Source organism: Actinophytocola oryzae (assembly GCF_004364325.1).
GTDB classification, from domain to species: Bacteria; Actinomycetota; Actinomycetes; order Mycobacteriales; family Pseudonocardiaceae; genus Actinophytocola; species Actinophytocola oryzae.
This window is the reverse complement of the sequence record NZ_SOCP01000001.1, coordinates 308598-329645: the sequence shown is the minus strand read 5'-3', so window position 1 is coordinate 329645 and position 21048 is coordinate 308598. Positions and strand designations below refer to the sequence as shown.

The following is a 21048-nucleotide window of genomic DNA, read 5'->3' as shown; positions in this document are numbered from 1 at the left end:
TGTCTTTGTGCGGGACGACCAGGTGTGGCCCCTCCGGTAGTCCGTCTCACCGAACGGCGACCGCGTCCTGGATGGCGTCGAGGGTCTCGCCGACGTCGGTCCTGCCGAGGAGGAAGGCCTGCAGGATCGACCTGATCTTCTGTTCGGGCTCGGCGAGGTTCCACGTGTTCGCCGGGAACAGGGCGTAGCGGTCGTCGGCGTAGGCGTCGACCATGGGGGCCAGCAGCGCGTCGGCGTCCGGGGTGTCGCCGAACGGGCTGAGCGCGGCCTCCGAGGACAGGAACGGCGCGAGGTTCTCCGACCAGAAGTCGACGTACTTCCTGGCGGCGTCCTGCTGCTCGCCGCGTGCGTTGACCGCCCACATCGTGCCGGGGAACAGCAGCGCGCTGGGCTTGGTGCCCGCGTCGCCGCCCGGCCAGGGGACGAACCCGAGCCTGAACGGTGCCTCCTTCATCGCGGCGGCCTGCCAGGAGCCGCCCGCGAAGAACGCGGACCTGCCCGCGAGGAAGTCGGGCTGCCCGGTGGTGGCCTCGTCGGTCCCGACGGCCTGCGCGAAGTCGACGTGGCCGTCGTCGCCGAGCCGCCGGAGCTGTTCGAGGGGCTCGCGGTAGGACGTCGGGAAGGTGACCTTGCCGCGCATGAACTGCCGGTCCCAGTCGGGGGTGTCGCGGTAGACGGTGGTGGCGGCGGACATGAGCATGACGAACTCGGCCATGTAGCCCTGGGCGTTCGGGAAGGCGAGGCCGGGCTGGTCGGCGGCGTCGAGCTTGGCGAGGGTGTCCAGGAGACCGGGGAAGTCGGTGGGGGCGGTGGCGCCGACCCTGGCGAGGATGTCGAGGTTGACGTAGACGCCGATGGGGGTGAGTTCCATCGGCGAGGCGAGGACCCTGCCCTGGTAGCTGACGAAGTCCCTGACCGGCGGGGAGATCCGGCCGACCCACGGTTCCTGGCCGAGGTCGGCGAAGTAGCCGGACCGGCCCCAGGACCGGACCTTCTGCGGGTCGACCATGACGACGTCGGCCGCGTTGCCCGCGAGCAGCTGGGACTGGACCTTCTGCAGGTAGACGTCGTTGGGTGGGACGTAGGCGAAGTCCAGGTGGATCTTCGGGTTGGCCTTCTCGAAGGCGGCGTTGACCTCGGCCATGTCGGCGAGTTCGGCGCCGCCGCCCTTCCAGCTCACGACCCGCAGCGTGACGGTGTCTCCCGCCGCGCTCCCGGACCCACACCCGGTGAGTGCCGCGGCGAGGACGATCGCGGCGAGAACGTTGATGCGCATGGCTTGTGCACCTTCCCAGCGGGCACGGTGACCATGTCGGCTGGACCCCAGTCGAACGCACTGCCGTTGACGTGCCCGGGCCCCGCCACCGCCGGGCGACCGACGCGGATCCAGTGTCCGTGCCGGGCGCGGCATACGCGCGTATTCAGCGGAAACTACCCAACGCGTCGGGCATCCGGGCACCGCCGCGCGAGTGAAACCGGCCTGTCAGCTGCCGACGTGCTCGGCGATGGTCCGCGCACACGCGAGTGCCTCGGTGTGCGTGGTGTCCACCTCCACGTCGTACCGCACGTCCCGGTGGACCAGCTCGGCCTGCGACACGGCCATGCCCCGGACCCGGTCCCCCCGGGCGATCTCCCGGCCCTCGACGACCGCCGGGTCGCAGCGGACGCCGACCCACAGCACGTCGAGGCCGTCGAGAGGCCCCCGCCACCGCTCCTGCGACGCCGCCCCGCCGAGGAACACGTCGTCCACGATCACCCTGGCACCCGCGCGGGCCATCGCGGCGACCCCGACCATCCACGCGCCTTCCAGCTCCCGGAACTCCGCCCCGACGACCACACCGCCGTCCGCCGCGAACTCGATACCGCGCCTGGTCGCGGGCATCGCGTCCACCAGCCCGTCCACCGCGAGCACGAGCCACGGCCTGGGCAGCACCGCCTGCAGACACCGCGCGATGCCGGACTTCCCCGAGCTGGACCCGCCGTTCAACACGATCACCTGAGTCACCCGGCCACCCTAGGCACCACGACCGCGCGCCACCCCTTGAGCTGAACTACGACGACGGGGAACCCGCCGGGCGCTGGATCGACGCGAAGGCGACCTACAGCGAGGACCCCGACCACGACCCCAACGGCTGACCTGGTCCTGTACTGCGATTTCAGTACCTGAACCGACAGCAGCCGCACGACGACACGACGGCCGGCGACGACGAACCTGACGGGGCAACCGCTCACGCCCCCGGAGGTCCCCGTCCGTGTCCACCCTTCTCCACCGGCTCGGCCGCCTTGCCTTCCGGCGCCGCTGGTACGTCATCGTCGTCTGGCTGGCCGTGCTGGGCGGTGCCGCCTTCGCGGCAGGCGCGGCGGACCAGCTGCCAGAGGACTCCCGCTCGATGCCGGGGATCGAGGCGCAGGCGGCGTTCGACCTCGCCCAGCGACGCTTCCCCGGCACCGCGGCGGACGCGCCGACCGCGCGGATCGTGTTCGTCGCGCCCGACGGGCAGAAGGTCACCGACGCCCGCAACCGGGCGACCGTCGAGCGGGTCGTCCGTGAGGTCGGCCAGGGCAGCCTGGTCGCCGCCGCCGTCAACCCCTTCCAGGCACGCGCGGTGAGCAGGGACGGCAGGACCGCCTACGCCGTCGTCACCTACGCGGGCAGGGTCACCGACGCCGGCAGGGACCAGCTCCGCACCGCCGTCGACCGAGCCCGCACGACCGGCCTCACCGTCGACGTCGGCGGCCCGGTACTGGCGAGCAAACCCCAGGTCGGCGGGGTGAGCGAAGTCGTCGGTGTCGTGCTCGCCGCACTCGTCCTGCTCGTCACGTTCGGCTCGGTCGTCGCCGCCGGGCTGCCGCTCGTGACCGCCCTCCTCGGGGTCGGCGTCAGCATGCTGACGATCTTCGCCGTCGGCGGTCTCTTCGGCCTGTCCACGACCAGTGGCACCCTCGCCGCCATGCTGGGCCTCGCGGTCGGCATCGACTACGCCCTGTTCGTCGTCTCCCGCTTCCGCGAGGAACGCGCCAACGGGCACCGGCCCGAGGCGGCGGCGGGCCTGGCGGTGAGCACCGCGGGCGGCGCGGTGGTCTTCGCGGGCCTCACCGTGATCATCGCGCTCGCCGGGCTCGCCACCATCGGCATCCCGGCGGCGGCCAGGATGGGCGTCTCCGCGGCCGGGGCCGTCGTCGTCGCCGTGTTCGTCGCGCTCACGCTCGTCCCGGCACTGCTCGGTTTCCTGCCCAACCCCCGACCACGCAGGAGCGCGGGCACCCGCTGGGCACACCACGTCCTACGCCGTCCCGTGCCCGTGCTCCTCGCGTCGGTCCTCGGCCTGGTCCTGCTCGCCGTCCCCGCCTTGCACCTGCGCCTCGGCATGCCCGGCGACGAGACCAGGTCCACCGAGACCACCGAGCGCCGCGCCTACGACGAGCTCGCCGCCGGCTTCGGCCCCGGCGTCAACGGCCCGCTGACCATCGTCGTCGACGCCAGGGGCGCCGACGACACCGGACGAGCCGTCCAGACCATCGCCACGCGGATCGGCGACACCCCCGGGATCGCCGCCGTCTCCCCCACCCGCCTCAACGAGGCAGGCGACACCGCCCTGTTCACCGCCACCCCCACCACCGCCCCGACCAGCGAGCAGACCAGGGACCTCGTCCGGCTCATCCGCGGCCAGCGGCAGGACACCGTGGCAGGCACCGGCGCGACCTTCCTGGTCAGCGGCACCACGGCGGTCGACCTCGACGTCGCGCAGAAGGTGCTCGACGCGTTCGTCCCCTACCTCGCGATGGTGCTGGGCCTCGCGTTCCTGCTCCTGCTGGTGCTCTTCCGATCCCTGCTCGTGCCGCTGACGGCCGTGCTCGGCTTCCTGCTGTCCGTGCTCGCCGGACTCGGCGCGGTCGTCGCCGTCTTCCAGTGGGGCTGGGCCGCCGATCTGATCGGGCTGCGGCAGACCGGCCCGATCATCAGCACGATGCCGATCGTGCTGGTGGGTATCGTCTTCGGCCTCGCCATGGACTACCAGGTCTTCCTCGTGACGAGGATGCGTGAGGCACACACCAGGGGCGAGCCCGCCCGTCAGGCGATCAGCACGGGCTTCGGGCACAGCGCCAGGGTCGTGGTGGCCGCCGCGCTGATCATGATCGCGGTGTTCGCCGGTTTCGTCGGCGCCGACCTGCCCATGATCAAGATGATCGGCTTCAGCCTGGCCGCCGCGGTCCTGTTCGACGCGTTCGTGGTCCGCATGGCGCTCGTGCCCGCCGTGCTCGCACTGCTCGGCGAGCGGGCCTGGACGCTGCCGGGATGGCTGGACCGGCTGCTGCCGCACGTCGACGTCGAGGGGAAACCCGGAGCCGGTGCCCGGCTGACGGGCATCATGTAGGCCGGAGGAGCGTGCGATGACGAGCAGCTGGCGCAACGACCATCCCCGGATCGTCGACGCGGTGTTGATAGCGCTGCTGCTGTGCGCGGCGGCCGGGCAGGCGACGCTCAACAGCAGCCTGCCTGACACGGTCGGCCACCTCGGCTGGCGGTCGGCCCTGCCGCTGGCCGTGCTCGCCGGGGTGGCGCTGCTGTGGCGGCGCGGCCATCCCCGCGCGGTGGTCGCGGTGACGGCACTGTGCGTCGCCGCCGAGGGAGGGCTGGGCTACCTGGTCTCGCCGGTCAACCTGGCGCCCGTGATGGTCGCGCTGTACGAGCTGGCCGTACGCAGGCCGGGCCGGACGACCAGGCTGCACTACGCCGCGGCGACGGCGGCGATCGTCGTCGCGGCGCTGCTCGGCAACCGCTACGGCAACCCGTGGCCGCTCGCGGTGCTCAACCCGACCCTGTTCCTGCTGCTGCCGGTCGCACTCGGCGAGACCGCCCGTCTGCGACACGCCTTCCTCGCTGAGGAGGCCCGCCACCGCGTCGCGGAGGAGCGGGTACGCATCGCCCGCGACCTGCACGACGTGGTGGCCCACCACCTCGCCCTGGCCAACGCGCAGGCGGGCACGGCCGCGTACCTGGCCCGCTCACATCCCGACCAGGTGCGGAAGATCCTCGCGGACCTGACCACCACCACGTCCTCCGCGCTGCGTGAGCTGAAGGCGACCGTCGGCGTCCTGCGGCACGACTCGCCACTGGAACCCGCGCCGGGGCTCGGGCAACTGCCCGCGCTCACGGCCGCGTTCGGCTCCGCGGGCCTGGCGGTCGACGTGACCGTCGACGGCACGGAACGCCCCCTGACCCCGAACGTCGACCTGACCGCGTTCCGCATCCTGCAGGAGGCCCTCACCAACGTCACCAGGCACGCCAGCACGAACACCGCGCACGTGCGCCTCACCTACGGCGAGGACCGGCTGACGATGACCGTCACCAACGCCGCCGCCACGCGACCCGCCAACCCCGGCTTCGGCATCGTCGACATGCGTGAGCGCGCCTCCGCCGCGGGCGGCCACCTCCACGCGGGCCCGCACCCGGACGGTGGCTTCCTGGTCACCACGCAGCTGCCGATCCTGGCGCGGCCATGACGATCCGCGTACTGCTCGCCGACGACCAGGCGCTGCTGCGCACGACGTTCCGCATGCTCATCGAGGCCAACGCCGACATGGCGGTCGTCGGCGAGGCGGCGGACGGCGCGGAGGCGGTCACGCTCGCCCGCACGCACCACCCGACGGTCGTGCTGATGGACATCCGAATGCCAGGCACCAACGGCCTCGACGCGACGCACACCATCTGCGCCGACAAGGACCTGGCCGCGACACGCGTCCTGATACTGACCACGTTCGAGACCGACGAGTACGTGGCGACGGCACTGCGTGCCGGAGCAAGCGGTTTCCTGGGCAAGGACGTCGCCGCCGACGCCCTGCTGGCCGGCATCCGCACGGTCGCGGCGGGCGACGCGCTCCTGTCCCCCACCGCGACGAAGTCCCTGATCGCCCGCTTCCTGGCCACCCCGGAACCGGCGCCCGCCGAACGGCTGGCCGACCTCACCGCGCGGGAACGCGAGGTCATGGTCCTGGCCGCGGAAGGCCTGTCCAACACGGAGATCGCGAGCCGGCTCGTCGTCAGCCCGCTGACGGTCCGCACGCACATCCAGCGCGCCATGACCAAGCTGCACGCCCGTGACCGCGCCCAGCTCGTGGTGATCGCCTACCGTTCGGGTCTGGTCCGCGCAGGCCTCTGAGGGAAGGCTGGGGACGTTCACCGTTCCCTTCCCCCTGCAGAGAGGCGTGAACACCATGCGGAGACACCATCTCCGAAGAGCCGGCGTGCTCGTGGCCGCGGCGGCCCTGACCGGGTCGTTCGCGAACGGCACCGCGTCGAGCGCGCCGGCGGCCCCGGAACCCGTTGCCGTACAGGGCGACACGGTCGGCACCGGCGACATCGACAACCGAGGCGCCTCGGCGGCGCCGAACGAGCGGCAGCGGTCACTCGCCGAGGAACGCGGCACGACGGTCCGCTGGAACCGTTACGGCACCCCGGCGACCCTGGTGCCGAAGCCCGACGGCCGGCGGCGCGACACGGCGGCCGATCCCGTTGCCGTGGCGAGGAACTTCCTCGCCGACAACCGGGAAACGTTCCGCATCAGCGACGTCGACGCCATGGACGTGCTGGTGAGCCGCCCGATGGGCGAGGGAGCCTACGTCCTGCTGCGCCAGCGTTTCGGCGAGCTGCCGTCGGTCGTCGACGGGTTGGCCGCGTTCGGCATCCACGACGGCGCGGTGGTCTACCTCAGCGCCACCATCAGCCCGAACCAGGAAACCCCTGCCCCGCCGACCATCCCGCCGGACGCGGCACTCGCCTCGGCGGCGGTCGACGCAGGAGTCCCCGCCGCGGCACTGGACACGACCCGCGTCAGGCTCGGCGCGGTACCGATGCCGTCCGGCGCACCCCGCAGCGCCTACCAGGTGGTACTGCTGGCCGGAGACACCATCGGCTACGCCACGTACGTCGACGCGCGAACCGGCGCCGTGCTGCTCCGCGAGGACCTCGTCGACCACGACAACGACAACCCGGAGTGGGACGCCTTCCCGGCGAACCCGCCGACCGACTACTCGTCGAGGGACACCCGCGAGCGGTGGTGCCGAACGTCGGCGCGCGGCTGCGACCGCGCGGTCAGCACGGCGGACACCGGTGCGGCGTGGGACATCGACCCCGCGACGGGTGCGCCGAGCCTGACCCGGCCGGGGTGCCGAGGCCGACGGCACCCGATCTCACGACCCGGTCGTTCCGGATCGTGCCGACGGTGGCCACCCACCTGATGATCAGGGTGGTGACCAACCAGTGCACCGGCGCGCCCGAGTACGCCGGTGACCAGGACAACGACCCCCGCTCGACGAGCGACTGCACGACGGGCAACCCGACGGTGGCGCAGACCGTGCGGATCTCGGAGCTGCAGGCGTTCACGTTCTGACCTTCCGCGGCTTGACGCGGCGGCGCCGACCGGTTTGTTTGGGAGTACGAGCAAACTGGGAGGCGCCATGCCGGTCGGGGCGAAGCTGTCGAAGGTCGTGCTCGCGGCGGTGGTCGCGGCGAGCTGGTGGCCGGTGCCGGCACAGGCGGAGACCGTGTCGGCGCCGGCCGGCCGGTTCGTCGGCACGGTCACGCTGGTGACCGGTGACCACGTGACGGTCCGGCAGGTCGGCGAGCGGCTCGTGCCGCAGGTCCAACCGGCTGTCGGCCGCGAGCACGTGCACTTCGCGACCACGCGGGTGGCAGACTCGCTGCTGGTGGTGCCGAACGACGCGTGGACGGCGGTGCGGGACGGCCAGGTCGACGAGCGGCTGTTCGACGTGGCCGGGTTGCTGCGGGACGGCTTCGGCGACGCGGGCAGCACGCAGATCCCGCTGATCATCCAGGGTGGCCCGCCGACGGCGGGTGCGATGGCGTTGTCCACGGTGGACGCGGTGGCGGTGAGGCAACCGAAGGAGACCGCCGCGGACTTCTGGCAGGCGCACACGGGCCGCGTCTGGCTGGACGGCATCCGCAGGCCCAGCCTGGAGGTCAGTGTGCCGCAGATCCACGCGCCCGAGGCGTGGGACGCAGGCTACACCGGGGCGGGCGTGAAGATCGCCGTGCTGGACACCGGGATCGACGACACACATCCCGACCTGCGCAGGCAGATCGCCGCGACGAGGAACTTCACCACCGACACCGGCGGCGTCCGCGACACCGACGGACACGGCACGCACGTCGCCTCCACCATCGCGGGCACCGGCAAGGCGTCCGGCGGCAGGTACACAGGGGTGGCGCCAGGCGCGAAGCTGTTGGTGGGCAAGGTGTGCGGTGGCATGGGCTGCCCGGAGTCGGCGATCCTGGCAGGCATGGAGTGGGCCGCGGCGGCAGGCGCGAAGGTCGTGAACCTGAGCCTGGGCGGCCCCGACACCGCGGCCGACGATCCACTCGAGCTTGCGGTGGAGCGGCTGACCGCCCGCTACGGCACGCTGTTCGTGGTCGCGTCAGGCAACGACGGCAGCTACGGCCCCGAAACGGTTTCCTCCCCCGCCAGCGCCGACGCCGCGCTGGCCGTGGGCGCGGTGGACGACCAGGACGCGCTCGCCGGGTTCTCGGGCAGGGGACCACGTGTGCAGGACGCCGCGCTGAAGCCGGAGATCACCGCACCGGGCGTGGAGATCACCGCGGCGAGGTCCCGGTTCTCCGTGCTGGGCAGGAAGGGCGACCGGTACGTCGCGTTGAGCGGCACCTCGATGGCGACCCCGCACGTGGCCGGCAGCGCGGCCCTACTGGCGCAACGCCACCCGGACTGGACCGGGCCCGCCCTCAAGGCGGCACTGGTCGGCTCGGCCGAACCGATCGACGCAGGCGTCTACGAGCAGGGCGCGGGCCGGGTGGACGCGGGCCGGGCGGTCGGGCAGGACGTGTACGCGGAGCCCTCGACCGTCTCGACAGGACGAACGAGCTGGCCGCACGAGGACGACCAGGCCGCGACCAGAACAGTCACCTACCACAACACCGGCAACCAGCCGCGGCTCCTTCACCTCGAACTGCCGACGAAGGGCCCCGACGGTGAACCCGCGCCGGAGGCGATGTTCCGACTGTCCACACACGACCTGACCGTTCCCCCACGAGGGACGGCAAACGTGACAGTCACGGTCGACACGGCCGTACCGGCGGCCGAGGGCGCGTTCGGGGCGCACATCCTGGCCACCGACGGGACGGTGCGGGTCACCACCCCGGTAGCGGTGGACCGGGAGCCGGAAAGCTACGACCTGACCCTGAAGACGGTCGACGCCAACGGCGAACCGACCGACAGCCACTACTCGTTCGTGTTCGGACTGGACCGGGTGCGATACCGGCCGGTACCCGGCGTTGGCGGCAGCGGAACGCTACGGGTGCGGGCGGGGAGCTACCACGTGGACGCCGCGATCAGCACACCGCGACCGGACGGCCTGTTCGACTCCGCGAAGGTCGTGCACCCCACGGTCGATGTCCGCGCGGACACCACGGTGGTACTCGACGCCCGCACGGCGCGACCGATCAGGGTGACATTCGACCGCGCGAACGTGGAGCCGCAGGCAGTGGCCGTCGCGTACACCCGTGCCACACCGGAGAGCGCTGTCACCACGGGCGTGCTCGGCGACACGTTCGACCGCATCGGCATCGGCCAGGTCGGCGGCCCGGTACCCGACGAGGAGCTGACGACGAGTGTCGGCGGGGTGTGGGCAGTGCCGGACTCGAACGGCGAGGTGCTGCGCAGTGCCGTGTCCTACAACCTGTCCTGGTTCGGCTACGGCGCGGCACCCACGGGGTTCACAAGGCATATCGCGGACCGCGACCTGGCGGAGGTGCACGCCACGTACCGAGCACAGGCGGACCGCAAGCGAGGCACGAAGGTGTGGATAGCACGTGAGCCGAGGTTCGGCGACACCAACGGTTTCGGCTTCGGCTTCCGGCTGCCGCTGGAACGCACGGAGTTCCACAACGTCGACGGCCTGGCGTGGTCGGGTGAGTTCCAGCAGTGGTCGATGGTGCGCAAACAGGTGCACACGGACACGGTGGTGACCGGCGGCGTGGTCGACCAACCTCCCGGCAGAACCACCGAGGAGGAGTGGAACTCTGCCGTGTTCGGTCCGGGTTTCACCTTTGACGGCGAGTTCGCGAGCCGTTTCGGCGACACGATAGCCCTGACTGTCCCGTTGTACGGCGACGCGGGCGAGAACCGCTACGGAACCTCCGAAGTGGACAGCGGGAGGACGGTACTGCACCGGGAGGGCGTCAGGGTGGGTGAGACGGCCGTACCGGGAGTAGCCCAGTTCGAGGTGCCGCCGGAGCCCGCGAACTACCGCCTGGAGGTCACGGCGAACCGGGACGGCGTGTCGGAGCTGTCGACGCGGGTGTCGTGCGTGTGGACGTTCACGTCGGCCCGCCCACCGGACGATCCGAAGGGCAAGGGGAAGGGCGGCACCGGCCTGGCGTTGCAGGCCGTGCGCTTCGCCCCACCGAACCTGACCGCACACAACGAGACCCGAGCCGCCACACTCCGGATCCCGGTCACGGTCGAACAACCGTACAACGCCCCCGAAACCACCCTGGCAACACTGACGGTCGACGTCTCCTTCGACGACGGCCACACATGGCGACCAGCACCGGTCACAGTGGACGGACCGAACGGAACAGTAACCGTCACCCACCCGAACGGCGGCCGGTACGTGTCACTACGCGCTTACGCAACCGACTCGGCGGGCGACACCGTGACCCAGACGGTGATCCGCGGTTACCGGATCAGGTGACGATCGTCCAGTATGGACCCTCCGCTCGCTATGGTGTCCGCGATGGACTGGAACGAGGTATGAGCACGGCTCACGGACTGTACGACGGTCCGGCGGCGGAGTTGTCCCGTGAGTACTCGCCGAGCTCACTGGTCGCCGACCTGCGTGCGGAACTGGCCGCTTACTCCGAACGAAGCGAGGCAGCCCGACAGGCTCTGTCATGGCGCGAGATCCCCTACGGCGCAAGACCGTGCGAACGACTGGACTTCTTTCCCGCCGACGTCCCGAACGCTCCTCTCGTGGTGTTCGTCCACGGCGGCTACTGGCAGCAGCTGGACAAGCGGGACGCGTCGTTCCCGGCTGTCGGACTGCACGCTCGTGGCACTGCCTACGCGGCGTTGGGTTACGGCCTGGCGCCGGAACACCCGCTTGGTGTGATCGTGTCGATGGTCAGGCGAGGGGTTCGCTGGCTGGTGTCCAGCGCGGAACGGCTGGGTTGCGACCCACAGCGCGTGGTGCTCGCCGGCAGCAGCGCAGGGGCACATCTCGCCGCGTCGTGCCTGAATGTGCCGCTGGCCGGCGTCGCCCTGCTCAGCGGGGTGTACGACCTCGAGCCACTCCGGCACACCTATGTCAACGACGTGCTCGGCCTGACTCGCGCGCAGGCGCGGCGACTCAGCCCGCTGCTGACACTGCCGCGCGAGCTGCCCCCGACCGTGGTGGCCGTCGGTGAGGTCGAGACCGCCGAGTTCACCCGACAGAGCCGTGAGTTCGCGGCCGAAGTGGCCTCGCGCGGGAGCTTGGCCGCCGAGATCGTCGCCGCCGGTCGCAACCACTTCGACATCTGCTTCGACCTCGTCGAGGACGGCACGGCGCTGAATGACGCCGTCGCCGCGCTGATCGGCTGACCGCGTGTCCGTTTTGGACGGTGGTCACCGGTTCAGGTGCAATGGGTCGTTCTCCGGGGTGATGTGAGCGGCGGCCGGTGGCCGTCACCGCCCGATCCGCTTCTACTTGGATACCGTGACCTCCACGGGCTCAGACGCGGCAACGAGAACCGACCAGGACCCAGGTGCTCCCACCCACGAGGACGTCGGTGTGACGGGGCAGTGCCCGTCCCGCTGGGCGGCAATAGGAATGCACGCCCTCGACTTCGACCCGGTGCTGCGGAGACTGGTGGACGCGCCACGTGCCGAGCGCCTGACGTTGACCCACGGCTCCGCACCGGTCTGGGTCTTCACCCATCACGACGATGTCAGGGTCGTGACCTCGGACGCGCGTTTCAGCCGCCGGGCGGTACTGACGGCCGACGCAGGGCGCAACGTGGTCGTGCGTCCGCTGCTCGACGATGACGCGACCTACCAGGACGGTGCCACCCACGCCCGGATTCGGCATGCCATGGCCAGGGTCTTCACTCGCGCACGGATCGACCGGTCGCGGGCGCGTGTGGAGTCCGTCGCCACGAGCCTGGTCGAACGGATGCGCGACCGAGGCACACGGGCCGACCTCGTCGAGTCACTCACCTCGCCCTTCGCCCTGGAGATCGCCTGCGACACCGTCGGGGTGCCGCGGGAGATGTGGCCGGCCGTGTGCGACGGGCTCGAGAAGGTCTTCGAGACCACGACCGCGGCGCGGGACGCCCTGCGGGCTCGTGAGGACCTCGCGGAGCGGTTCGCGTCGCTGGTCGCGGCGGCCCGACGCGATCCCGGCGACGACCTGATCGGTGTGCTGGCGACGGACGGAGTCGACCGACTCACGGACGAGCAGATCACGGCGGCGGCCTTCCACACGACCCACGCGGGTTGGCAGGCCATTCGAAACCACAGCGCGAACATGTTGTACCTCCTGTTGACCCGGCCCCGGGAGATGGAGCGGCTGCGAGCCGAGCCAGCCGGGCTGGATGCCGCTGTCGAGGAGATGCTCAGGTTCATTCCACGCATGGGAGGTGTCGGGGTGGAGCGGATCGCGACCGAGGACGTGCGGGTGGGCGGGGTGACGGTCGCGCGTGGGGAAGCCGTCTACGTCTCCTACGCCGCCGCCAACCGGGATCCACGGGTCTTCCCGGAGCCCGACCAGCTCGACCTGGGCCGGTCCGACAACTCGCACGTGGCCTACGGCTACGGGCCGCACTACTGCCCGGCCGCGGCTCTGGCCACAGTGGAGCTGCACACGGTCATCACTGCCGTGCTGCGAGGCCTGCCGGGGGTCCGGTTGGCGGTTGCCGAACAGGATGTGCCGTGGCGTACCGGCTCTCTGCTGCGTGGGCCGCGCAGTCTGCCGGTGGTGTGGTGAGATGTCGACGAACACGAGCTGCCTCGACGAGGTACGAACCTGGTTGGCCGGGTATGTCACCCAACCTCACGACGACATCGGCAGGCCGGGTGCGATCTGCCCGTTCGTGGAGCCGTCGATGAGGGTCGACGCACTGACACTGCGGGAATGGCCGGTCACGACAGAGTGCACCGTCACCGAACTGCTGAGTGTCATCGACCGCATGGCGGAGGCGTTCCTCACCTCGGCACACAACGGCGGCAACGCGGCGCTGCACGCGGTCGTGGTGGCACTGCCGGGACTGGTCCCGGAGCGGCACCGGCTGCTGGACGAGGCACACGCCACCGCGAAGACCGGCCTGGTGCGGCGCGGCCTGATGCTGGGCCAGTTCCACCCAACCTGCGACGAGAGAGCCGCCCGCAACGAACGGTTCCCTGTCTCCCGGTCGCCGCTCCCACTGTTGGCGATACGTCACATGGCCTTCCACGACGTCCTGTTCCTCTCTGACGACCGCGAGTGGTTCGACTGCTACCGCGACAGGTTCGGCCACCGCTTCGAGAACGCGCACGTCCACGACCCGCTGTTCGTCCGGCTCTACGCACAGGCCAACGACCGCTGGCCGCTGGCAGACCGGGCGGTCGCGCCTTCATGATCAGAGAAGTACCCGACATCGGCTCCTCAAGCGACGCCGAGCGTGCCGCGAACGCGGCGTCCGGCGGCGGCTGTCCGATCACCCGGTTCGCGGGACAGAGCACCCCGTACATCGACTACCAGAGCATCGACGTGTTGCTCTCGCTGCAACATCCGCGTTCCGACGCGCCCGTCGAGATGACCTTCTACATCATGGGTCAGGTCAAGGAGCTCCTGTTCAAGCTGCTGTACGAGCAGCTGTGCCAGGTCCGTGGACTGCTGGACCTCGACCGGGTCGCCGACGCGCTGCGTGAGCTGCGGCGGGTCCGCACGGTCGTGGACCTCCTGGTTCGGGCCTGGGATGTGCTCGGCACGCTGGCGCCCACCGAGTTCAACTCCTTCCGGGACTACCTCGGCCACGCGTCCGGGGTCCAGTCGTACATGTACCGGATGGTGGAGTGTGTGCTGGGCAACAAGGATCCTGCGCTGGTGCGCCCGTACGCCAAGGTGCCGGGCGTGCGGGAGCAGGTCGCGGCGGCCCTGACCGGACCGAGCCTGTACGACGCCGCCATCGCGTTGCTCGTCCGCCGCGGGGCGCCCATCGAGGCGGCGGTGCTCGACCGCGACCTGACACGGCCCTACCGGCCGGCGCCGTCGGTGGAGCGGGCCTGGGTCGAGATCTACCGGTCGTCCGAGGCTGCCGCGCCGGACTTCCAACTCGCCGAGGCGCTCATGGACCTGGCCGAGGGCATGTCACGCTGGCGGGCCGTGCACCTGCTCACGGTGGAGCGCGTCATCGGCGCCAAGCCGGGCACGGGAGGCAGCAGCGGGATCCGTTGGTTGCGGCGGGTCAACGAGCACCGCTTCTTCCCGGAGCTGTGGTCGGCCCGCTGTCTGCTGTGAGCGGTCGTCAGACCGGGGCGGCTTGGGTTCCCATGGCCCTGACCGCCCCGGCGACGAGCCGTTCCACGCCTTCGACGATCCGCTCCGGAGGTTCGGCGGCGAAGCACAGCCGCAGCCGGTCCTCGCCGCCGGTGACCGTGAACTGTGCCCCGGGAGCCACCGTCACCCCCGACTCGGACGCGGCGCCGGCCACGACCGTGGCGTTCACACCGTAGGGCAACCGCAGCCACAGGAAGTAGCCGCCCTCGGGCATCACGAACCGGGCTTCTGGGAACTGCTCGGACAGGAGGCGGCCCATGAGACGGGCTCGCTCGCCGAGTATCTCGCTGGTGCGCTTGACCGTGGCGTCGAAGTCGTTGTCGAGCAGGTAGCGGTGGGTCACGGCCTGGGTGAACGCGCTCGGGGTGACGTAGGTGGTGTTGGCGACCGGGACCAGTCGCGCGACCTGGTCGGGCTCACCGATCAGGTATCCGACGCGGAGACCGGGGCAGATCACCTTGGAGAACGACGAGACGTACAGAACCCCTTGTCCACCACGCAGTTCCCGCAACGTCGGAAGATGGTCGCCCGTGAACCGCAGGTGTCCGTACGGGTCGTCCTCCAGGACCACCGCCCTGTCCTGCTCGGCCTGCTCCAGCAGCGCCTGACGTCGCGACAGGGGCATGGTCGCGCCGTCGGGGTTGCGGAAGGTCGGGATCGCATAACGCAGCGACGCGGGCGGTCCGTCCGGCTCGCCGAAGCGGACCGGCATGCCCCGGCGAGCGAGAGCCCGCAGCACGATGTCGTAGGTGGGCTGTTCGACCCAGACTCCTGTCGTGCTCGCCGCTGTCGCGTCCAGCACCAGGCTGACCGCCTGCATCGCGCCATTGGTGACCAGAACCTGCTCGACGGTGACACCATGGCGCTGCGCGATCCACTCACGCAGCGGCACGTAACCCTGGGGAGGGCAGTAGGACAGTGTTCTCGCGCCCGCATCGGCCAGCGCCCGGCTCGCCGCCTCGGCCACCAACTCCGTGGGAACGAGATCGTGGGAAGGGGCACCACGCCCGAAGTTGATCACTCCACACCTTCCGTCCACACCGCACCGGCAACTCAGGGTAGGTGATCATGACGACGCTCGTGCCGCGACAACGAGCCGACATGGACGGTTAACCCGAAAGAGTTCTGCGGATAAGTGAAAGTAGGCGTGTGTTCCCTGCCGGAGGGCGGTCACTGTCCCGTGTAGACGGCCGCCCGGCGCTCGGCGAAAGCGGCCGCGCCCTCGACGCGGTCCTTCGTCGAGGTGAGGAGACTCGACAGCTCACCCTCCAGGCACAGGCCTTCCGCGAGCGGCAGCTCGAAGCCACGCACCACGGCCTCCTTCGGTACGCCAGGGCAGCCCGGCCGCCACCGCGCCCTGGATCGCCTCGGGCGCGACGGCATACGTGAGCCGGGCGGCCAGCGCACTGGGCTGCATGCCGTGGTCGATGAACGTCACCATCACCGCGTCGGCGACCCGCACCGCGCTCGGCGACGGCATCTTCCCCGTGATGGCGAGGAGTGTGGCCTGGGTGAACGACACCTGCCCCACCAGTTCCTCGACCACGTCGTGGCCACGCAACACGATCCGCTCGGTGTTCGCGTGACCGACCTCGGCACGCATTGGTTCACTCATCGTCGTCCGCCACGAACGCGAGCGCGTCGAGCGCCATCGTGCTGGACGCGGTCACGAGTATCGGGTTGCACTCCACCTCGGTCACCGGCCTGCCGACCGGGTCGGCCACCAGCACCGCGAGCCCACGCACGACCGCCGCGAGATCGGCGGCCACGGTGTCGAGGTCCCGAGGGATCCTGCCCGCCACCCGAAGCCGGGTCAGCGTGTGCCGCACCGACTCCATGTCGTAGGGCGGCACCAGCGAACGCGAGTCGGCGGCGTCGTTGGCGTCGACCCCGCCCGCGCCGAGCAGTGCCCGCGTGCCGAAGACGCGATCCGCGACCACTCCCGCGATCAGCTCGACACCGTCCTTCCTGGCGATCTGCTGGGCCACCAGGACCTGCCGCGCGTCGTGGTCGCGCACGAGCGACTCGAAGGCCGCACGCACCTCGTCCGCGTCGTCGAGTCCGACGTGGACCGCACCGACCTTCGCCCTGTGCGCCAGCATCGGCTCGATCAGCTTGAGCACACAGGGAAAGCCGACCTGGCGTGCCGCGGCGACCGCCTCGTCGGCCGTGCTCACCTGGCGGTGGCGCGGCGTGGTGAGGCCGAACCCGGCCAGCGCACGCATCACCTGCGCCTCGTCGACGGCCGACCGGCCGTCCCCCACCGGTCGCGGCGTGAACGCCGGCCGCGCCACCGGCACCAGCACCTTGCCGGACGCCGGCCGCCCCGGAGCGGTGGCCACCGCCTGCCAGCCGCGGCGGAGCAGTCCCGCGCCGGCCAGCAGCCGCACGGGATCGGCACACACGACCAGCCCGGCCGCGGAGGCCTTCCTGCGCACCTCGTCGTTGACCCCGTACCACGCGAGTCCGATCGGCACACGCAGCCGCCTCGCGGCGCCCGCCACCGCGGGTAACAGGTCGCCTGCGAGGTACTCCATGCCGCCCAGGTAGAGCAGCAGCAGGTCGACGCGGTCCTCGCCGTCGATGATGCTGAGCACCTTGTCCAGCAGCGCGGGCTCGTTGATCACCTGCGGCGTGAAGTCGAGCGGGTTGCGGACACCGGCGAACGGCGGGAGAACGGCCCTCAGCTCGTCGATGGTGTGCGTGGAGAAGTCGACCAGCGGGACGCCGTGCCGCTCGGCCGCGTCCGACAGGTACGCGGCGGCGCCACCGGAGTTGCTGGCGATCGCCACCCCGTCCGCCGGGGTGCCCAGCGCGGCGGCTCTGGCGACGTCGACCGCCTCGTCCATGGTCCGCAGCCGCACGACCCCGTACCGCTCGAACAGCGCGTCGAACGCGTCGTCGTCGCCGGAGATCTGCGCGGTGTGGGACGCCACCGAGTCGCTGCCCCGCGCGGACGCACCCGCCTTGAGCACGAACACGGGCTTGCCCGCGCGCCGCGTCGCCTCGAACGCGTCGCCGAGACGGCCGCCGTCGACCGTGCCCTCCAGGTAGCCGACGATCACCTCGGTCACGTCGTCGCCCGCGAGGTACTCGACGTAGTCCGCGAACGTCAGCCCGGCCTCGTTGCCGGTGGCGATCACGTGCGAGAACCGCACGCCCGACCAGTGCGCCTCGGTGAGCAGGTTGAACGCGGTCCCGCCGCTCTGCGACACCAGCGCCACGTTGCCGGCGGGCAGGTCGGGCAGTGTCTCCAGCATCGTGGCGAACGTGCCGTAGGTCCTCGGCGCGATCGACGCGTAGCCGAGGCTGTTCGGGCCGACGAGCGCGACGTCGTAGGTGGACGCCGCCTCCGACAGCCGTTCCTGCAACCGTTTGCCCTCGGCGCCCGTCTCGGCGAAGCCGCCCGCGAACACGACGGCCGCACCGGCGCCCCGGGCCGCCGCGCGCTCGAACGAGTCGGTCGCGGCCCCGGCGGGCACGCAGATCAGGTACAGGTCGATGTCCTGTGGCAGTGACTCGATGTCCCGGTAGCAGCGGATGCCCTGCACTGTCTCGTACTCCGGGTTCACCGGGTAGATCTCGCCGGGGTAGCCGCGCCGGCGCAGGATGCGCAGCGGGCGACCACCGATGCGGCGCTCGTTGTCCGACGCGCCGATGATCGCGACGGACTTCGGCCTGATGAGCCGGTTCAGGTCAGGCACTGGTCTCACCCACCAGGTTTCGCCCGAGGCACGGGACGAGTCCGCCCGCGTCGAACGAGCGGCGGACGAACGCGGCGCCGGCCGGCTCGACGACCGACGCCCGCCGCGCCCTGGGTGCGGGCGGGTGGCTCAGCATGCCACCTCGAGACTTCCGGACCGTGCCGCGCGGCACCGCACCGACGACGGGCATGACCGGCTCCTTCCCTCGCGCGGATCGGACGGGGTCGGTGATCTCCCCGACCACCGCCGAAGCCGCGAACACGTAAGGGCTCGTCAGGCTGATCCGCGCAGTCCTGCCCCCGGCTCGGCCCGCGTGGTGTTCCTGGGCCGGGATCTCCAGGGTGCCCGGGGTGACGTACGTCAACTCGCCCGGTGCGATCTCATTGTCCCGCAACACCTCCGCCGGCGCCTGAGCCGACCACGGCGGCGACCGGTTCCAGCTCGCTGACCAGCGACGTCGGCCGGCTCGAGACCATGGTGTCAGTCATTCGCCTGTCCCCTCGCCCTGTCGCGTCATGCTCATCGACGGCGGCACGCGCGTCAGCCCCGGTCGCGGCACCGGTGTGCCCGACAACCCCAGTCGCGGGTCGAGACCCTCCCGTGTCGCCCGCGGTCCCCGACCAGCAGTGCGAGCCGGGTTGCGATCATGGTGCCAGTCACCCGCCCGTCCCCGTCGCCCTGGTGCGGTTGCGTTCCTCGACGCCGCCGTCGAGCATCGGGGCACGGGCCGCGCGGGCCGTCACGGTGTGTGCCCGGCAAGCTCCTCGCCGCGGTCGAACGTGGGGCGGCAGTGAAGGAGGAGGTTGTCGTGCGAGTTCTCGTGCTGGGTTCGGGAGTTCTCGGTGCCGCGGTCGCCGCGCGGGTCGCTGCCCGGGGACACGAGGCGCATGTGCTGGAGGCCGGGCCGACGCCGGCGTCCGGCACGTCCGCGACGAGCTACGCGTGGGTCAACGGCAACAAGAAGCGCCCCGCGTCCTACCGGGAGCTGAACGCGTCCGCGATCGCCGAGCACCACCGGCTCGAGGGGGTCGAGCGGGGTTGGCTGGTGCCGAACGGGCACCTGGAGTTCGCGTCGACGGACGAGCACCGCGAGGAGCTGACCGCCCGGGTCGAGGGCCTGGAGGCGGCGGGGTATCCGGCGTCGTTCGTGAGCGTGTCGGCGGCCGCCTTGCTGGAACCGGATGTGCGGGTGGAGCCGGACGCGCTGGTGGCGTGGTTCCCGGGTGAGGCGCACTGCTACCCGGAGGTGTTCGTCGCGGAGATGCTGGGCACGGCCGGGGTCACGGTGGAGACGGGTGCGTCGGTGGTCGCGGTGTCGGCGGGTGGGGTGGAGCTGGCCGACGGGACGGTCCGGACCGCCGATCGGGTGATCACTTGTCTGGGGAGGCACACGGGCCGGCTGCACCCGGACGTGCCGATGGTGGAGCCGGTGCGCGGCAACGCGGCGGTGGGTGTGCTGGCGAGGACGGTGCCCGCGCCGGTCCGGCTGTCACGGGTGGTGACGACGGAAAGTCTCAACCTGCGTCCTGCTGGGGGCGGCGCGTTGCTGGTGCACGCACTCGACCAGGACCCGCTGGTGTCGCCGTCGGACCCGGTGCCGCCCGAGGTGCTGACGACGCTACGCGACCGTATCCACGAACGGGTGGGCCTCCCGGTGGCCCTGGCGTCGGCGTATGTCGGCCTCCGGTCGATCGCCGCGGACGGCCTGCCGGTGGTCGGCCCGGTCGGTGCCGGGTATGTCGTGGTGGCGCACAGCGCGGTGACGCTGGCGCCGCTGCTGGGCGAACTGGCGGCACGCGAGGTGTGCGACGGGGTGGCACAGGAGCGGCTGGCGCCGTACCGGGTCGAGCGGTTCCGACTGCCGTACGCACCGGCGGCCCAAATGCATTGAAGGCGTCCTTCGTAACGCTGGGCGTACTGAAGGAGTCCTTCAGTACGTTTCCGAGTGCAAGCGCCCACCCATCTTGGTGATGAACGCGAGGACGGCGTCCTCGTCCTTGTCCGGTACGCCGATCACGACCTCGTCAACCCCGAGCGCGGCAAGCCGCGCCACCCGATCGGGATCAGCCCGCCCACCGAGAGCGACAATGTAGGGCCTGCCATCACGACCGGCCTCGACCCAGTGCTTGGCGAGGAGGCTGACCTGGTCGTCGATCTCGATCTCGGAGGGACCCGTGATCCACCCGTCGGCATTGGCGGCGAGCCAGGAGAAGGTCCGCTCGGTCCCGTTGGCGCCGACGAGGAGCGGGAGGTGCGACTGGGTGGGCTTCGGATAGGCCCAGCTGCCGCCGAAGGAGACGAAGCGCCCGTCGTAGGAGGCGACGTCCTGGGTCCAGAGGGCACGCATGGCCTCGACGTACTCGCGCAGGGCGGTGTAGCGGAACCTGGCGGGGATCCCGTGGTCGGCGAGTTCGTCGGTGTTCCACCCGAAACCGGCCCCGAGCGTGACCCGCCCCCCGGAGAGGAAGTCGAGGGAGGCGATCGTCTTGGCCAGGGTGATCGGATCGGACTCGACAGGCAGGGCGACGGCCGTGCACAGCCGGATGGTCGAGGTCACGGCGGCGGCGGTGGCCAGGGCGACCCAGGGATCGAGGGTCCGCAGGTAGCGGTCGTCCGGCAGCTCGGCGCCCCCGGTGCGGGGATGGGCAGCGTCCCGCCGCACGGGGATGTGGGTGTGCTCGGGCACGTAGAACGAGTAGAACCCGGCCTCCTCGGCCGCCCTGGCACAGGCAGCGGGCGCGATACCCCGGTCACTACTGAACAACACGATCCCGAACCGCATGACCACCCCGCA

General features: G+C 71.2%; 19 protein-coding genes. 12 read left to right on the top strand and 7 right to left on the bottom strand.

The window, feature by feature from the left end; all coding sequences use genetic code 11:
• Window positions 1-46: 46 nt before the first annotated feature.
• Both CLV71_RS01410 and cpt read right to left on the bottom strand, forming a co-directional pair.
• Entirely contained in the window at window positions 47-1276 is a 1230-nt protein-coding gene (locus CLV71_RS01410) for an ABC transporter substrate-binding protein (RefSeq protein ID WP_166663871.1), read from the bottom strand.
• Between the two features lie 207 nt (window positions 1277-1483).
• Window positions 1484-2005, bottom strand: a complete 522-nt coding sequence (gene cpt / locus CLV71_RS01405; RefSeq protein WP_243866159.1) for a chloramphenicol phosphotransferase CPT — start codon at window positions 2003-2005, stop codon at window positions 1484-1486.
• A gap of 247 nt (window positions 2006-2252) precedes the next feature.
• Here cpt and CLV71_RS01400 point away from each other — a divergent pair, with 247 nt between their 5' ends.
• The 10 genes from CLV71_RS01400 to CLV71_RS01355 all read left to right on the top strand — a co-directional run bounded on the left by CLV71_RS01400 (window position 2253) and on the right by CLV71_RS01355 (window position 14511).
• Window positions 2253-4376 (top strand): MMPL family transporter, encoded by a 2124-nt coding sequence (locus tag CLV71_RS01400; RefSeq protein WP_133900696.1) that lies wholly within the window; start codon window positions 2253-2255, stop codon window positions 4374-4376.
• 16 nt (window positions 4377-4392) lie between these two features.
• Window positions 4393-5505 carry a sensor histidine kinase gene (locus CLV71_RS01395; protein ID WP_133900695.1) on the top strand — a complete coding sequence of 371 codons (1113 nt, stop codon included), beginning with the start codon at window positions 4393-4395 and terminating at the stop codon, window positions 5503-5505.
• Complete coding sequence (locus tag CLV71_RS01390; RefSeq protein ID WP_133900694.1) at window positions 5502-6161, top strand: response regulator; 660 nt, start codon at window positions 5502-5504, stop codon at window positions 6159-6161. Before CLV71_RS01395 ends, CLV71_RS01390 begins: the two co-directional genes overlap by 4 nt.
• Window positions 6162-6216: 55 nt before the next feature.
• Complete coding sequence (locus CLV71_RS01380) at window positions 6217-7239, top strand: hypothetical protein (RefSeq protein ID WP_166663870.1); 1023 nt, start codon at window positions 6217-6219, stop codon at window positions 7237-7239.
• On the top strand, window positions 7224-7391 hold the full coding sequence (locus CLV71_RS47395; protein ID WP_166663869.1) for a hypothetical protein: 168 nt from the start codon (window positions 7224-7226) through the stop codon (window positions 7389-7391). The genes CLV71_RS01380 and CLV71_RS47395 overlap by 16 nt, the downstream gene beginning before the upstream one ends.
• A gap of 67 nt (window positions 7392-7458) precedes the next feature.
• Window positions 7459-10728: a S8 family peptidase gene (locus CLV71_RS01375; protein ID WP_133900691.1), complete on the top strand. Its 3270-nt coding sequence runs from the start codon at window positions 7459-7461 to the stop codon at window positions 10726-10728.
• Window positions 10729-10787: 59 nt separating this feature from the next.
• Window positions 10788-11615, top strand: coding sequence for an alpha/beta hydrolase (locus tag CLV71_RS01370; RefSeq protein WP_133900690.1), 828 nt, complete (start codon window positions 10788-10790; stop codon window positions 11613-11615).
• Window positions 11616-11805: 190 nt separating this feature from the next.
• Window positions 11806-12999: a cytochrome P450 gene (locus tag CLV71_RS01365; RefSeq protein WP_133900689.1), complete on the top strand. Its 1194-nt coding sequence runs from the start codon at window positions 11806-11808 to the stop codon at window positions 12997-12999.
• Window position 13000: 1 nt separating this feature from the next.
• The gene (locus CLV71_RS01360; RefSeq protein ID WP_133900688.1) at window positions 13001-13630 is read left to right on the top strand and encodes a DUF6875 domain-containing protein; all 630 of its coding nucleotides are present in this window, start codon (window positions 13001-13003) and stop codon (window positions 13628-13630) included.
• Window positions 13627-14511: a tryptophan 2,3-dioxygenase gene (locus tag CLV71_RS01355; protein ID WP_133900687.1), complete on the top strand. Its 885-nt coding sequence runs from the start codon at window positions 13627-13629 to the stop codon at window positions 14509-14511. The genes CLV71_RS01360 and CLV71_RS01355 overlap by 4 nt, the downstream gene beginning before the upstream one ends.
• 7 nt (window positions 14512-14518) lie before the next feature.
• On the opposite strand, the gene CLV71_RS01350 is transcribed toward CLV71_RS01355, so the two are convergent.
• Both CLV71_RS01350 and CLV71_RS47390 read right to left on the bottom strand, forming a co-directional pair.
• On the bottom strand, window positions 14519-15571 hold the full coding sequence (locus CLV71_RS01350) for an aminotransferase-like domain-containing protein (RefSeq protein ID WP_166663868.1): 1053 nt from the start codon (window positions 15569-15571) through the stop codon (window positions 14519-14521).
• Between the two features lie 149 nt (window positions 15572-15720).
• Window positions 15721-15861: a hypothetical protein gene (locus CLV71_RS47390; protein ID WP_166663867.1), complete on the bottom strand. Its 141-nt coding sequence runs from the start codon at window positions 15859-15861 to the stop codon at window positions 15721-15723.
• 116 nt (window positions 15862-15977) lie between these two features.
• Here CLV71_RS47390 and CLV71_RS49120 point away from each other — a divergent pair, with 116 nt between their 5' ends.
• On the top strand, window positions 15978-16136 hold the full coding sequence (locus tag CLV71_RS49120) for a hypothetical protein (protein WP_243866158.1): 159 nt from the start codon (window positions 15978-15980) through the stop codon (window positions 16134-16136).
• 21 nt (window positions 16137-16157) lie between these two features.
• On the opposite strand, the gene CLV71_RS01340 is transcribed toward CLV71_RS49120, so the two are convergent.
• A complete protein-coding gene (locus CLV71_RS01340) occupies window positions 16158-18254 on the bottom strand; it encodes an acetate--CoA ligase family protein (RefSeq protein WP_166663866.1) in 2097 nt (698 codons plus the stop codon).
• On the bottom strand, window positions 18247-18648 hold the full coding sequence (locus CLV71_RS01335; protein WP_133900683.1) for a hypothetical protein: 402 nt from the start codon (window positions 18646-18648) through the stop codon (window positions 18247-18249). The genes CLV71_RS01340 and CLV71_RS01335 overlap by 8 nt, the downstream gene beginning before the upstream one ends.
• Before the next feature lie 414 nt (window positions 18649-19062).
• On the opposite strand from CLV71_RS01335, the gene CLV71_RS01330 reads away from it, so the two are divergent.
• Window positions 19063-20145, top strand: a complete 1083-nt coding sequence (locus tag CLV71_RS01330; RefSeq protein WP_166663865.1) for an NAD(P)/FAD-dependent oxidoreductase — start codon at window positions 19063-19065, stop codon at window positions 20143-20145.
• Window positions 20146-20184: 39 nt separating this feature from the next.
• Here the strand turns inward: CLV71_RS01330 and CLV71_RS01325 are convergent, their stop codons facing one another.
• Window positions 20185-21036: a TIGR03619 family F420-dependent LLM class oxidoreductase gene (locus CLV71_RS01325; RefSeq protein WP_133901195.1), complete on the bottom strand. Its 852-nt coding sequence runs from the start codon at window positions 21034-21036 to the stop codon at window positions 20185-20187.
• Window positions 21037-21048: the final 12 nt, after the last annotated feature.

Coding starts and splice junctions, on each gene's coding strand:
- CLV71_RS01410 (WP_166663871.1), bottom strand. CDS start 1,276: ATGCGCATCAACGTTCTCGCCGCGATCGTCCTCGCCGCGGCACTCACC.
- CLV71_RS01360 (WP_133900688.1), top strand. CDS start 13,001: ATGTCGACGAACACGAGCTGCCTCGACGAGGTACGAACCTGGTTGGCC.
- CLV71_RS01390 (WP_133900694.1), top strand. CDS start 5,502: ATGACGATCCGCGTACTGCTCGCCGACGACCAGGCGCTGCTGCGCACG.
- CLV71_RS01380 (WP_166663870.1), top strand. CDS start 6,217: ATGCGGAGACACCATCTCCGAAGAGCCGGCGTGCTCGTGGCCGCGGCG.
- CLV71_RS49120 (WP_243866158.1), top strand. CDS start 15,978: ATGAACGTCACCATCACCGCGTCGGCGACCCGCACCGCGCTCGGCGAC.
- CLV71_RS01325 (WP_133901195.1), bottom strand. CDS start 21,036: ATGCGGTTCGGGATCGTGTTGTTCAGTAGTGACCGGGGTATCGCGCCC.
- CLV71_RS01355 (WP_133900687.1), top strand. CDS start 13,627: ATGATCAGAGAAGTACCCGACATCGGCTCCTCAAGCGACGCCGAGCGT.
- CLV71_RS01375 (WP_133900691.1), top strand. CDS start 7,459: ATGCCGGTCGGGGCGAAGCTGTCGAAGGTCGTGCTCGCGGCGGTGGTC.
- CLV71_RS01370 (WP_133900690.1), top strand. CDS start 10,788: ATGAGCACGGCTCACGGACTGTACGACGGTCCGGCGGCGGAGTTGTCC.
- CLV71_RS01395 (WP_133900695.1), top strand. CDS start 4,393: ATGACGAGCAGCTGGCGCAACGACCATCCCCGGATCGTCGACGCGGTG.